This is a genomic window from Methylobacterium sp. AC433 (assembly GCF_979253015.1).
In genome coordinates, this window is record NZ_CEEDBN010000001.1 from 282,907 (window position 1) to 295,470 (window position 12,564).

The window sequence follows — 12,564 nt, forward strand, 5'->3', positions numbered from 1 at the left end:
CTCCTCAGGCCCGGCCGAACAGGCCGCGCGGCATCGCCATGATGATGCCGGCCATGCCGAGATAGATGACGAGGCGCGCGCCCTCGGGCCACAGGGTGGCCATCAGGCTCTGCGCGATGCCGACGAGGAGGCCGGCGGCGAGTGCCCCGGCATAGCTGCCCATCCCGCCGATCACCACCACCACGAAGGCGATGCCCAGGGCCTCGACGCCCATGAAGGGCTCGACGCCGCGGATGGGGGCGGCCAGCGCCCCGGCCAGGCCCGCCAGCCCGGCCCCGAGGGCGAAGACGGCGGTGTTGATGCGCAGGGTGTCGTAGCCGAGCAGCGCCATGTTGGACGGGGATTCGGAGCCCGCGCGGACGATGGCGCCGAGCCGCGTCCGGTCGAGGAGCCACCACAGGCCTGCCGCCAGGATCGCCGTGAAGCCGATCACGAAGAGCCGGTATTCCGGATAGACGAAGTCGCCGAGGATCATCACGCCGCTGAGTTCGTCCGGCGGCGCGACGTTCCCGCCGAGGGGGCCCCAGACGATGATCACGAGTTCCTGCACCACCAGGGCGAGGCCGACGGTGACGAGGATGTGGAAGGTGTGCGGCAGCTTGTAGACCCGGCGCAGGAGCAGCCGCTCGGTCAGCCCCGCCACCCCGGCGACGACCAGGGCGGCGAGCGGCATCGCCACCCAGAAGCTCAGGCCGCGCTCGACGCCCTCGTAGGCGAGGTAGGCGCCGAGGAGGTAGAACGCCCCGTGGGCGAAGTTCACGAATTGCAGCAACCCGAAGATGATGCTCAGGCCCACCGCCAGGAGGAAGTAGAGCATCCCGAGCCCGAGGCCGTTCAGGATCTGGAACAGGTAGGTCACGGGGTCTCCCGTTCAGCCAGGATGTCGTTCGCGTCGCGAGGTTTCGTCCGGGTCGCGAGGTTTCGTCCGGGTCGCAAGACGTGCTCCCTCTCCCCTCTGCGGGAGAGGGCCGGCCGCGTCCGCGGGTCGGGTGAGGGGGCGCCGCCCCTCTCCCGGTCGCTCCGCGACCACCCTCCCCCCGCGGAGGGGGGAGAGTTCAGCGGTAGCCCTCACGTCATCTTGCAGCCGGCGGCCTCGGGCGAGAGGAACGACTTGCCGGACTGGATGACCTCGGCGAAATCGTCCTTGTCCTTCATGGCGGACTTCGCCTTGCCCTTGAGCAGGTAGTAATCCTTGATGACCTGGTGGTCGGCGGCCCGGATTTCCTCCTCGCCGGTGAGACCCGCGTAGCGCATCCCTTCGAGCGCCTTGATCACGGCGGGGCCGTCGGCGCTGCCGGCCTTGGTGGCCGCGTCGAGGAGCAGCTTGGTGATCTGGTAGGAGCCGGCGAAGGAGTAGTTCGGCGTCATCTTGGCGGTCTCGCGGACCTTGGCCACCAGGGCCTTGTTCAGGGGCGAGTCGATGCCGTGCCAGTACTGCGCGCCGAAGTAGACGCCCTCGCAGAGGTCGGCGCCCAGGGCCTCGAACTGCTCGAGGCCCGAGGCCCAGGCGAGCACGATGGTCATGCGCTTCTTGAGGCCGAAGCTGACCGCCTGGCGCAGGGCATCCGAGGATTGCGAGCCGAAGTTGAGGAGCAGCAGCACGTCGGGCTTGGCCGCGATCGCGTTGGTCAGGTAGCCGCTGAATTCCTTCTCGGCCAGCGAGTGGTAGCTGTTGCCGACATGCTCGATGCCCTTCTCCTGGAAGACCGCCTTGGCGGCGCTGAGGAGGCCCTCGCCGAACACGTATTGCGGGGTGATCGTGTACCAGCGCTTGGCCTGGGGCATCTGCGCGACGAGCGGGCGCACCGTCTGCGCGATGGCGCCGAAGGTCGGCACCGTCCAGCGGAAGGTGCCGCGGTTGCAGTCCGAGCCGGTGATCTCGTCGGCGCCCGCCGTGGTGATGAAGACGCCCTCGGATTTCGCCGCCTCCTTGCCCATCACCAGCGCCTCGGAGGAGAGGATGCCGCCGGCGAAGAGCCGGGTGCCCTGCGCCATCGCCTCCTGCACCTTGCGGGCGGCCGGGGCCGGCTTGCCCTCCGTGTCGATGTCCGCGACCGTGACGCTGCGGCCCAGAACCTTGCCGGCCTCCTGCGCGGCGAAGGCGGCACCGAGCGAGGCGTACTTGCCGTTCGCGGCGAACGCCCCGGAGATCGGCAGCGGCGCGCCGATGACGAGGGGGCCATCGGCGGCGCGCGCGCCGCGCAGGATCCCGGACAGCGGGAGCCCGGAAGCGCCCAGGGCGGCCGCCGTCAGCGAGGACTTCAGAAACGCACGACGATCACGCATGGCACCGCTCCTGGCTCTCGCGCCGGACGAACTATCCAAACTATACGCATAGAATATGCGCGGTTCGGATCCGTCAAGTCGAGCGGCGATGTTGCACTGCACTTGCGCAGGGACGCTTCGAAAGCTCGGGATGCAGGCAGATGATGATGCGCGCGCAGGCACTCGCGCCTCGCGGCCCGCCCGGACGAGCCGAACCTACGGAGGCCGTTGCCCAGCGGCGCGCGCCGGGTCCCCGGCCCGCGCCGAAGCCCGGTCCGGCCGATCCCGGCCGTTCGACGCGGGAGAGGTGAGACCGCGGCGCCGGCCCTCAGCGCTTGGGCGCGACGAGATCGTCCACGAGGGCGATGTAGGAGGCGAGCATGCGGTCCACGCTGAAGGCCGCCGCGGTCCGGCGGGTCGCCCCGGCCAGGCGCGCGCGTTCCTCGGGCTGCGCCACGCGGGCGAGCCGATCGATCAGCTGGTCGGTGCGCCCGACCTCGAAGAGGTATCCGTTGACGCCGTCCTGCACGATCTCGGAGGCGCCGCCGATATCGGAGAGCACCAGCGGCACCCCGCCGGCGAGGATCTCGAGGGCCGACAGGGAGAGGGTCTCGATCGACGTGCTGCACAGGACGCCGACGTCGAAGCCGGCGATGCTCGGCCGGACGTCGCCCTGTTCGCCCGTGAACACGACGTGCGGCGTCATTCCGGCCGTCTCGACCACCTGCGTCAGCCGCTCCCGATCGGGACCGTTGCCGACGAAGACGACCTTGGCGGGAACGCCCCGCTGCCGGAGCGCCGCGAGGGCGTCGACCAGCTGCGCGTGGTTCTTCTCGGGCCGCATGGTCGCGACCAGACCCATGACGAAGTCGTCGGGCTGGACGCCCCAGGCGGAGCGGGTGGCCGCACGGTCCGCCGGGCGGGGCGCGAAGTGATCCAGGTCGATCCCGTTGACGATCGCCTCGTCCCGGGCTGACGCGAGCCCGCGCGCGCGCCAGTAGTCTCGCTGGTTGACGCTGACGTAGACGAGGCGGTCGAGGAACCGGGCCGCGATCCGGAACAGCGCCGTGCGAGGACCCTCGCCCGGGCGCGGCACCGTCGTGTGGAAGATGCCGACCACCTTGCCGCGCAGACTCCAGCGAAACGGCAGGGTCATGATGGTCGGGGCTTGGTTGATGACGAAGAGAACGTCGGCGTTCTCCTGCCGCAGCGCTTTCCCGACCCGGAGCCAGGAGCCGATATCGGCGAGGCCGCGGCAGCCCAGCATCCGGGCTCCCTGGGCGCCCGGCAGGGCGACGGTCTGCGCAGACTGGCCGCGACCGAACACGACGACGGAGGTCGGATAGCCTTTTTCCATGAAGCGTGCGCGAAGGTCGAGCGTGTGTCGCTCCGCTCCACCCATTGCGAGACCAGGGACGAAAAATGTCAGTTTAGGCTTCACGCTGATCGCTCGATCTGTCTCACCTGACTATGCATTTGTTTATAGAGTGGTGGAAGGACGACATCCACTGGCGATATTATTCCGATCACAAAAACCATTTCCCTGATCTGGAACCAGCCGTATAACGACGTCGCGTTCATCGAATAGACGGAGTGCTTGCATGCAGGCTGTGGCTGCCCTCCAGCGGCTTTCCCGGCGCTTCCACCTCGCTGGCCTTCGTCCGCTCTCCCGCATCGTCGACGGCATCGTCCGGGTCGGGTTCGCCGCCTCCATCCCGGGGCGGGCCTCGATCGGGACGGGCGTGATGTTCCATCACAGCGGCATCGGTGTCGTGATCAACGGCGCGTCCGTGATCGAGGATGGCTGCGAGATCGGCGTCCACGTCGTGCTCGGCGGCCGGACCCCGCTGCCGGGGGCCCCGCATCTGGAGCGGGACGTCATCGTCCATGCGGGCGCCAAGATCATCGGCCCCATCACCATCGGCGCCGGATCGGTGGTGGCGGCCAATGCCGTCGTGATCGAGGACATGCCGCCCCACTCGCTGATCGCGGGCATTCCGGCCGTCGCCAAGCGAAATATTGCCGATGTGGATGCCTACCGCCACAATCCCGGCGAGGGGGTGGCCGCGCCCTGAGGGGCGTTCGCGGGAGGGCGGGCATCCGTCCGCCCCGCGGCGTCTGACGAGAGACGGCCCGGCCGTCACCGATCGTCCAGGGCCAGGGTCCGGATCGGGGCTGGGGGAGCGCGGAGCAGGGCGCCGAAGAGCTGCGCGTATTGGTCGACCATGCCCTCCACCGAGAGGCCCCTGACCGACGGCCGGGCCTGCGCGGCGAGGCCGGCCCGGGTCGTCGGATCGGCGGCGGCGACCAGGCGGTTCACCAGCATATCGGTGTCGCCGCTGGGAAAGAGGTAGCCGTTGACGCCGTTGCGGACGAGTTCCGACGCGCCGCCGATCTCCGACATGATCATCGGCACGCCGCTGGCCAGGAACTCGAGGGCCGACAGGGAAAGGGTCTCGACCGCGTTGCTGCACAGCACGCCCACGTCGCAGGCGGCGATCAGGGGCCGGACGTCGGCCTGCTCGCCGGCGAGGACGATGTGCTCCTCGATCCCGTGCTCGCGGGCCTTGGCGACGATCTCGGCGCGGGCCGGGCCGCCGCCCACGAGCAGGGCGCGGGCCGGAATGCCGTTCCGGCGCAGGACGGCGACCGCCTCGACCAGCTGGCAGTGGTTCTTCTCGGGCCTGAGGGCCGCGACGTTGCCGATGACGTAGTCGGTCGCGGCGAGGCCGAATCGCCGGCGCGTCTCCGGACCTGCGTTCTCATCCTCGCTGAAGCGGGCGTGATCGACGCCGTTGATGATCACCGCCGTCTTCCGGCACCGGAGATGCCGCTTCGTCCAGTAGGCCCGCTGGTTCGCGCTGACGTAGACGAGGACGTCGGCGAGGCGGATGGCGGCCTGGTACAGGAAGAAGGTTCGTTCCTCGGACTTCCTCAGCACCGTGGTGTGGAAGATGCCCATGACGGGCGCCCGGGACGCCCCGGACATCCGAAGGAGCACGGCGACGATCAGGGGCGCTTGGTTGACGGCGACGATGAGGCCGGGCCGGAGATTCCGCAGGGCCCGCCAGGCGGTCACCCAGCCCCGGAGGCGGGACATCCCGGTGATGTTGAGCTGCAGCACGTCCTCGGCGCCCTCCATGCGGAGGATCGCCTCCGAGCGGCGCGGGCCGTAGACCACGATCTGCGTGTCCCAGCCCCGGCGGCGCAGGCGGGCTCTCAGATCGATCGTATGACGTTCCGCGCCGCCGACATCGAGGCCTGGAAGGAAGAAGACGACGGGTCCCTGATCGGCACGCGATCGTGATTCTATCATATCGACTGCATGCTCCGTTGTCGTATCGTCACTCAGTGGAACACGGATCGATGTTCACACAGGGTTCGCCCTGTAAAACGACCTCGTGCCGCTTCGAACAGAACCTGCATGTCCTCGTAGAGCTTCTCGATACTTTCGTTCGTACGAAAGGTCGGGCTGCCGTCCGGCATGAATTCTGAGGAGTGGAGCGTGAATTGTACGTAGTCACGCCCCTCCGATTCCGCGATGTCCAGGACTTCGAGCAGATCCTTCAGGTTGCGGCCGTTCGGGCGCAGCCAGAACACCCGATCCACGGACTTCCCGAGCATTTTCCTTGCCAGCCGGGCCGGGAGCGGACGACGACGACGGATGATGGTCATCGGAATTTCCAGGAGCCGCGATTCCCCCGGCCTGTCGATCCGCTCGAGGTCGATCCGATAGGCGTGCTCGGGAAACGCCGAGAAGTCGGCCCCGCCTCGGCCGGTCGGCGAGCCGGGATGCGCGGCCCAGGAGACGTTCGGGGTCACCGAGCAGTCGACCAGGTAGCCCAGCGCCTCCAGCGCCCGGGCGGAGACGGCATCGAAGCCGAATCGACCCGCGCGGTGGCTCAGGATCGGGACCTGGAAGGTATCCTCCAGGCATCGGGTCATGACCTCGATCTTCTGCCTGCGCACCGCCTCCGGGTATTCGAAGAGGTAGGGCTGATGGGTCGCATCGTCGGAGGAGAGCGGGGCGATGGGCGGCGAATCCCATCCGTGGAGGTGCATGCCGATCTCGGCGACGTTTCGGCGGAGGACGTCGCGGCCGAGTTCCTGGAAGACTGGGCAGTTCGCCATCTCCCAGTTGGTCAGGTAGGTCGGACGCAGGTCGTGGCGCTCGCATAGGTGCTGGAAGCGCGGGAGCGTCTCGGCATTGCGGGTCTGCACCGGGTTGGGCCTCGACCAGACATCGTCGCCCTCGGTATCGATGGACAGCAGGAGGGACGGGCGCAGCGCGGTGGATCTGGTCTCCGACCTCATAGGGCTTGGCCTCATAGGGCTTGGGATGCCTCGGAGGCGCTGATGGCCGAATCGCTGCGATTCATGAGTCTCTCTAACAAATGTCTGTAGGCATCCGCCATAGACTCCACGGAAAACCGCGTGGCCGAATGCGTGGCGGCTTCCGCGAAGCGCGCGCGCCGCTCCGGATCCGCCAGGGTCAGAACCGCCTGCGTCAGGCTCTCGTTCGAGCCGGGCTCGAACAGGAGGCCGTTGACCCCGTCCGCGACGATCTCGGATGTTCCGCCGATGGCCGGCATGATCATCGGGACGCCCATGGCGATGAATTCCAGCGCACTCAGGGGAAACGTCTCCGCGTGAGAGCACAGAACCCCGATGTCGGATGCCGCGATCCAAGGCCTCACATCGGATTGCGAGCCCGTGAAGGTGACGATCGATCGAAGCCCCAGCGTCGCCGCGAGCGCCTCGATCGCCGGACGTGTGGGTCCGTCGCCGACGAACAGGAGCCGCACCGGCTTACCACGATCCAGCAGGCTGCGGGCCGCGTGCAGCAGCTGCTCGTGATTTTTCTCGGGGCGGAAGGCCGCGACGAGGGCGAGGACCAGCTCGTCGTTCCGAAATCCAACCTCGGCCCGGACGCGGGCGCGGGCGGCCGGGTCCGGCTGAAAGCCCGCCAAGTCGACCCCGTTCGGGATGACCTCCATCCGCCGGGCGCTCAATCCGCGCTCCTGCCAGACCCGCTTCTGCGTCGCGCTCACGAAGACGATGGAATCGGCGAGACGCAGGGTCCACTTGAACAGGAAGAACCGCCGCATCTCCTTCTCGAGCAGGTAGGTCGTGTGGAAGACGCTGACGACGCGGGCCCGCGTTGCCCCGAGGAGGCGAAGGACGACGGCGACGATCAGCGGCGTCTGGTTCACCCCGACGATGACGTCCGGCCTGAGCTTCCTGAGGGTGAACCAGAGCTTGAGCCAGCCCATGGGATCCGACATGCCGCGCAGGTTGCAGTAGATCGGGTCTTCCGCGCCCTTCGCCTCGGCCATTTCCTGCGACCAGGCCCGGCCATGAACGATGAGCGTGGTAGAAAAACCACGGATTCGCATCAGATTTCGCAGTTGAACAGTATGACGTTCAGCACCGCCGAGCGTCAGCGTGGGCAGAAAGAAAACGATCCTTCCCGCCTGAGCTCGATCTGTAGCGCCTCTATTCGGGGCCGCTTTCCGGATATTCGGATGCTCGTCAAACATGATGCGCCGCTTGAGACCCGCGATCTACATTACTGGCGATGGATGATGTCGACCGCACTGTTCCAGATCGTAAGGGACGACCTCTTTTTGACTCGCTAACGCATGCAAACCAGCCGTCGGCGACATGGCTACATGACGTCACCATCTCCCAGCTGACGGGCGGCCGGCCAAGCCTCTACTATAGTGAAGCCGATTTGCCCATCGGCCCATGCGTCGCGCGTAGTCGTCGCGGAAGGTGTTTCGGAACCCCACGGGACATCCGAATCGGTGAGGGCGAAGGGGGATCGGGTCTGGAGGGCATCCAGGAATGATGTCCTGGGCGCTCATGCGGGCAGGCGTCCGATTCCGTCGGCGCCCGCGCGGGGATCGACGAAGCGCAGGACCCATCGGGTCGAGCTGCGGCGCCCTGCACCGGAGCGCGGGCCGCGCCCGCATCGGCCGGGGGAACACGGCGGCCGGGGACGGACGAGCGCCGCAGGCCTGCGCCCGGTCTCGAGGTCCGAATATTTTGCCGGCGCTGACCGGCAGGCTGCTGGATCGGAAATTTTGGCGAAGACTTCGGCGAAGACTTCGGCGAGCACTTCGAGAAGCGTGCCGCCGGCACGATGGCGCGCGGCGGTCGATGCGCGGCCGCCGCGCCGCGCCTCGGCCCTGCGCCGGACCTTCACGGCATCGTGTTGCTCGGCGCGATCGAACGCGCCGGATCCCTTGCGTGAAACCGGACCGGTTCCGGGCGGCGCCGGGCGTCGCGCCGACGCTCACCCGTGTCCCGAGACCGCCCGCCCCGAAGGGCGGGCAGCGCCGCGATCGGATCAGCGTCCGATCAGCGCAGCATCCGAGGCGGGCACCGAGACGCTCCGGAACACCGCGCTGAGCTTGGCGAAGTCCGAGGTCGGATGCTCGGCGACGTAGATGATGTCCTTGTTCCGGATGTACAGGTCGTTGGTGAGGAAGACGCCGGCGGCCTTGGTCCAGTTCGCCCGGTGGATCGTCGGGATCAGGTCTCCCTGGTAACTGGAGGTGTCGACGCCCATCGCCTGCAGGGCCTCGCGGGATTCGTAGCGGAGCAGGAAGATCGCGCCGGCATCGGCACGCAGACCGTCGAGACCGCCGCTCTTGGAGATGGCCTCGGCGAGGGTCACGTTGTCGTTGTCGAAGGTGAAGCGCCGGTTGTTCGTGCCGCCGATCGCGCCGGGCGAGGGCGTCGAGCCGAGCACCATGAAGACCTTCTGCTCACGCGAGACGTAGATGACGTCGCCGGGCCGGACCGCGACGTTCTGGGAGGCGTCCCGCACGATCGTGCTCAGCGACGATTGTCCGGTGGCGCCCCCGCGCTGGATCGTCACGATGGTCTCGTGGGCCGGATTGCGCGGGCCGCCGGCACGCGCGATCGCGCCCAGCACCTTGAGGCCGCCGGGATCGAGCGGGATGCGCGCGGGCAGGTTCACCTCGCCGATCACGCTGATGTCGTTGCCGCGGCGCTCGGCGATGGAGACGACCACCTGCGGTTCGATGGCGCGGTTGCGGAGCTTCTGGACGATCTCGCTGGAGACGTCCTGCGCGGTGCGGCCGCTGACCTTGATGGTCCCGGCATAGGGGACGACGATGTTGCCGGCCGAGTCGACCTGCTGGTTCGGAACCTGGACGAAGTTGCCGGCGCGGGACCCGGCTTCGCTCGGGATGAACAGGCCGCCCGACGCGGCCTCGAAGATCGTGATCGCCAGGATGTCGCCGTAGCCGATGAGTCCGGTCCGCGACGACCCGCGATCCATGAAGCCTCGGGAGAAGGCGGGATTCTTGGAGAGCGTGAACCGGTTCGACGCCTGGATCGCCTGTGCGCTGAGATCGACCAGCGCATAGCTGATGGTCGGGGCGGTCTCTTGGACGATCACGTCGGCGCTGTCGATGAAGCTGCTCTTCGTGGGGCCGTCCTTCGCGACGGGCTGGCAGGCTCCGACGCCGAGGCCCATCAGGAGGATTAGAACTACCGACCTCATTCACGAGTCTCCTGAATGCAACATGGAGCGCCGCATCTCATTCTACAAAATGTGGCCTAAAATCAGAAGAGCCCCAATGCGGCTTATCAATCTAGGCTTGACGGAGCTAGGCTAGGATTACAGGTATCCGCCCCACGGTTTCATTTATCGACGACCGTTACCTTGCCGCAACAGGGAAATCGCGACTCGCGGGTACAATGAATCTGTCGACAGAGTGATTTTTTGATTTGTCTTCGTGGTATCCCGCGCTTAGGAAGTTTGCATGAACAGGATCTGTCTGCTTTTCGCAACCCTCATGGCATGCTCGGTCGGGCTTCCGATCCATCAGGCGCGGGCTTCGGACCTGCGGCCGGATTACCCGCGCGGGTACGCGCCGCGGTTGCCCGTCCGTGCCGGCGCCATCGCGGTTCCGCCGTGCAAGGACGGCATCGTCCTGCTCCTGCGCTGCACCCCGCATGTCGAGGTTCCCCTGTATCCGGACGATGTCGCGGTCCTGAACCAGGTTGCGACGGCGCCGTTGCTGCGAGCCAAGCCCTACCGGCAACTGTATTCCTGGGATTAAGCAGGAACGGTCGGCGCTGGTGGGATACCGCACGACCCTCGGCGTCCTTCGGGTCGTTCGTTTGAGAAGGTCATCATAGGCTTTTGCTCTTAAAGAGCCGAAAAGACTTATGGTGAACAATCGTCCTTCCGATACTGGTCCACGGTTCATTGGGCGTAGTCGTCGACGTCGCACCGGATGATTGCTCATCGGTGCGACGATGTCGGCGTCCACTTGGGTAGGCCTCGACGGCGCGCCTCAGTGGCGCGGTTCGATCGTGATGGCGGTGGCGATGCCGCGCGGACCCATGCTGCCGCGCCAGGTCAGGCGCGTCGCCGGAACCTTGAGCCCGAACGCGGGCGAAACCCAGCCTCCCGACACGTCCGATTCCCCTGTGGATGCCGTGACCGTGCCGTGGCTTTCGAAGGTCAGGGCGAGGAGCGGCAGGCCGTTCCGGCTCGCCCGCCACGCACCGTCCGCCAGAATCAGATCGATTCCCGGGGCGAACTGGAACACCAGGTCGGCGGCCAGCGGCTCCGCCGGTGCCGGATCGAGGCGGTCGACGACCTTCAGGCCCGTAGGCGTCGCCGCGACGGTGCGGACATGGTCCGTGCCGAGGCGGCGGCGATAGCCGTCGTGGCTCGCCGTCACCGACCAGTTGTCCCCGGATTGCACATGCTCCACCCGGGCCTTGGCTTTGTGCGACCAGTTGAAGGGGCCGGAAATGGTGCTCTGGTCGAGGCCGGCCAGGGTCAGCGTGCTGTGTGCCGCCGTGCCGCGGAACCAGTCGCGCCACGGTCCGCCGGAATGGTAGAGGTAGGTCCCGGGATCCACGATGACGGGCTCGCCGTCGAGGGTCAGCATGATGGAATTGGCGTCCGCGTGTCCGTGGGCGGCGATCGTCAGGTAACCCAGTGGACCGTGGTCGATCACGAAGGTCAGGTCGCGCCCGCAGCGGGCCTCCCGCACCACCGTGAGCCCGCCCGTCGGAAAGGTCTCGAGTCCCAGGGGCCGGATGGCGCCGGCCCGCGGTGCCGCGAAGACCGCGTCCCGCAATTCCGGATCCGGGGCGACGGGACCGAAGGGGGCGTGCCGGAGATGGCCCGCGATGGCGGCGGCGACCGAGGCGGGATAGGCGGCCTCCGGCGGATGGGTCAGGGTCAGCACGCGGCCCTCGTCGTCGTCGCCGATGGCCGGCACGGCGCCGCCGGGCGTCGCGAGGGTGCCGACGAACCGCGCGAACGCGGCGAGTCGCGTCTCGACGATGGCGCCGAGCGGGCGTCCTGCCGCCCGCCCCGCGGCGCTGGCGAGCATCAGCATCTCGGCGGTGAAGGCCCCGTAGGTCGGCGACTGCTCGGCGGGAACGCCGTCGTCGAGGATCTGGCTGGCCGCCTCCCGCTCCAGCGTCGCGCGGGCATCGCACTCGGCCCTGCGCGCTTCGCCGAGCTCCGGCATCGCCAGGGCGATCAGGAATTCCGCCATCGCCTCGGCGACGAGGTGGTTGTTGGCCGAACTGAACCGTGAGGGATAGCGCCGCAGCCAGTGGAGATGGGCCGCCAGCATCACGCGGATCCGCTCGGCGGTCGCGGGCGACAGGGCATCGCCGCAGAGGCTGGCGACGATCAGCAGTGAGGCGGCCCGCAGGGCGAGCTCGATGCCCGAGTTCCAGCCCAGGCCCCGGAACGGCGGATTGGCCGCGTACCAGCTCGCGACGGCCGCCTCGATGGCCGCCAGGGCGGCGCGGTCGCCCTCCAGCGCCACCAGGGCGGCGAGGGGCTGGAGGTGCTGCAGCCGGTTGAATTCCCAGACGTACTTGATGTCGCCCAGGGTCCGCTCGTGCCGGTAGGGGATGTCGAAGCAGAAGCGCTCCGCACCCGGCCAGGCGCCGCCCGTCACCGGATCGAGCCGCCAGACCTCCGCCGGGAAGAGCTGCGACGACGACCGCGCCGGCCAGGCGACGCCGAGCGCGCTGAAGCGTCCGGCGAGGAGCGCGCGGCTCGCGGCGCGCACCGCCTCCGTCAGGTCCGGACCGGAATTCTCGAGAAACGCATCCCGCAAGCCCGGGATGACCGGAGCGGGCCCTGGCGCGACCGGGAACGACGTCCAGTCATAGCTGCGACGGCGCGAGAGCGACTTCTTGGCGACTTCGCCGACGCGGTGGGCGATCTCGGCGGGGCTCATCGCGGCGAGGCGGCCGATGTACCATTTGAGCGACATGGCT

The 12,564-nt window shown here is 68.1% G+C and carries 11 protein-coding genes; 3 read left to right on the forward strand and 8 right to left on the reverse strand.

What is annotated here, in order from left to right; genetic code table 11:
• Nucleotides 1–4: 4 nt before the first annotated feature.
• From AC0IWM_RS01340 to AC0IWM_RS01350, 3 genes are all read right to left on the reverse strand, one after another.
• Nucleotides 5–859, reverse strand: coding sequence for a branched-chain amino acid ABC transporter permease (locus AC0IWM_RS01340; RefSeq protein ID WP_471752720.1), 855 nt, complete (start codon nt 857–859; stop codon nt 5–7).
• A gap of 209 nt (nt 860–1,068) precedes the next feature.
• A complete protein-coding gene (locus AC0IWM_RS01345; RefSeq protein WP_471752721.1) occupies nt 1,069–2,286 on the reverse strand; it encodes an ABC transporter substrate-binding protein in 1,218 nt (405 codons plus the stop codon).
• Between the two features lie 307 nt (nt 2,287–2,593).
• Nucleotides 2,594–3,667, reverse strand: coding sequence for a glycosyltransferase family 4 protein (locus AC0IWM_RS01350; RefSeq protein ID WP_471752722.1), 1,074 nt, complete (start codon nt 3,665–3,667; stop codon nt 2,594–2,596).
• A gap of 199 nt (nt 3,668–3,866) precedes the next feature.
• Between AC0IWM_RS01350 and AC0IWM_RS01355 the strand changes: the two genes are divergently transcribed.
• Complete coding sequence (locus AC0IWM_RS01355; protein ID WP_471752723.1) at nt 3,867–4,340, forward strand: serine O-acetyltransferase; 474 nt, start codon at nt 3,867–3,869, stop codon at nt 4,338–4,340.
• Between the two features lie 65 nt (nt 4,341–4,405).
• Here the strand turns inward: AC0IWM_RS01355 and AC0IWM_RS01360 are convergent, their stop codons facing one another.
• The 3 genes from AC0IWM_RS01360 to AC0IWM_RS01370 are packed head-to-tail and all read right to left on the reverse strand — an operon-like array spanning nt 4,406 to nt 7,661.
• Nucleotides 4,406–5,581: a glycosyltransferase gene (locus AC0IWM_RS01360; RefSeq protein ID WP_471752724.1), complete on the reverse strand. Its 1,176-nt coding sequence runs from the start codon at nt 5,579–5,581 to the stop codon at nt 4,406–4,408.
• A gap of 32 nt (nt 5,582–5,613) precedes the next feature.
• On the reverse strand, nt 5,614–6,579 hold the full coding sequence (locus AC0IWM_RS01365; protein ID WP_471752725.1) for a polysaccharide deacetylase family protein: 966 nt from the start codon (nt 6,577–6,579) through the stop codon (nt 5,614–5,616).
• Between the two features lie 11 nt (nt 6,580–6,590).
• Nucleotides 6,591–7,661 (reverse strand): glycosyltransferase, encoded by a 1,071-nt coding sequence (locus AC0IWM_RS01370; protein WP_471752726.1) that lies wholly within the window; start codon nt 7,659–7,661, stop codon nt 6,591–6,593.
• On the opposite strand from AC0IWM_RS01370, the gene AC0IWM_RS01375 reads away from it, so the two are divergent.
• The gene (locus AC0IWM_RS01375; protein ID WP_471753109.1) at nt 7,623–7,904 is read left to right on the forward strand and encodes a hypothetical protein; all 282 of its coding nucleotides are present in this window, start codon (nt 7,623–7,625) and stop codon (nt 7,902–7,904) included. The genes AC0IWM_RS01370 and AC0IWM_RS01375 overlap by 39 nt on opposite strands.
• 713 nt (nt 7,905–8,617) lie before the next feature.
• Here AC0IWM_RS01375 and AC0IWM_RS01380 read toward each other — a convergent pair.
• Nucleotides 8,618–9,802 carry a polysaccharide biosynthesis/export family protein gene (locus tag AC0IWM_RS01380; RefSeq protein WP_471752727.1) on the reverse strand — a complete coding sequence of 395 codons (1,185 nt, stop codon included), beginning with the start codon at nt 9,800–9,802 and terminating at the stop codon, nt 8,618–8,620.
• Nucleotides 9,803–10,181: 379 nt separating this feature from the next.
• Between AC0IWM_RS01380 and AC0IWM_RS01385 the strand changes: the two genes are divergently transcribed.
• Nucleotides 10,182–10,364, forward strand: coding sequence for a hypothetical protein (locus AC0IWM_RS01385; RefSeq protein ID WP_162240968.1), 183 nt, complete (start codon nt 10,182–10,184; stop codon nt 10,362–10,364).
• A gap of 237 nt (nt 10,365–10,601) precedes the next feature.
• On the opposite strand, the gene AC0IWM_RS01390 is transcribed toward AC0IWM_RS01385, so the two are convergent.
• Nucleotides 10,602–12,560, reverse strand: coding sequence for a heparinase II/III family protein (locus AC0IWM_RS01390; RefSeq protein WP_471752728.1), 1,959 nt, complete (start codon nt 12,558–12,560; stop codon nt 10,602–10,604).
• Nucleotides 12,561–12,564 lie beyond the last annotated feature (4 nt).

What these genes read in the sequence shown, in the direction of transcription:
- AC0IWM_RS01390 (WP_471752728.1), bottom strand. Translation starts at nt 12,560, where the DNA reads ATGTCGCTCAAATGGTACATCGGCCGCCTCGCCGCGATGAGCCCCGCC.
- AC0IWM_RS01360 (WP_471752724.1), bottom strand. Translation starts at nt 5,581, where the DNA reads ATGATAGAATCACGATCGCGTGCCGATCAGGGACCCGTCGTCTTCTTC.
- AC0IWM_RS01350 (WP_471752722.1), bottom strand. Translation starts at nt 3,667, where the DNA reads ATGGGTGGAGCGGAGCGACACACGCTCGACCTTCGCGCACGCTTCATG.
- AC0IWM_RS01370 (WP_471752726.1), bottom strand. Translation starts at nt 7,661, where the DNA reads ATGCGAATCCGTGGTTTTTCTACCACGCTCATCGTTCATGGCCGGGCC.
- AC0IWM_RS01355 (WP_471752723.1), top strand. Translation starts at nt 3,867, where the DNA reads ATGCAGGCTGTGGCTGCCCTCCAGCGGCTTTCCCGGCGCTTCCACCTC.
- AC0IWM_RS01380 (WP_471752727.1), bottom strand. Translation starts at nt 9,802, where the DNA reads ATGAGGTCGGTAGTTCTAATCCTCCTGATGGGCCTCGGCGTCGGAGCC.
- AC0IWM_RS01375 (WP_471753109.1), top strand. Translation starts at nt 7,623, where the DNA reads ATGAACGATGAGCGTGGTAGAAAAACCACGGATTCGCATCAGATTTCG.
- AC0IWM_RS01345 (WP_471752721.1), bottom strand. Translation starts at nt 2,286, where the DNA reads ATGCGTGATCGTCGTGCGTTTCTGAAGTCCTCGCTGACGGCGGCCGCC.
- AC0IWM_RS01365 (WP_471752725.1), bottom strand. Translation starts at nt 6,579, where the DNA reads ATGAGGTCGGAGACCAGATCCACCGCGCTGCGCCCGTCCCTCCTGCTG.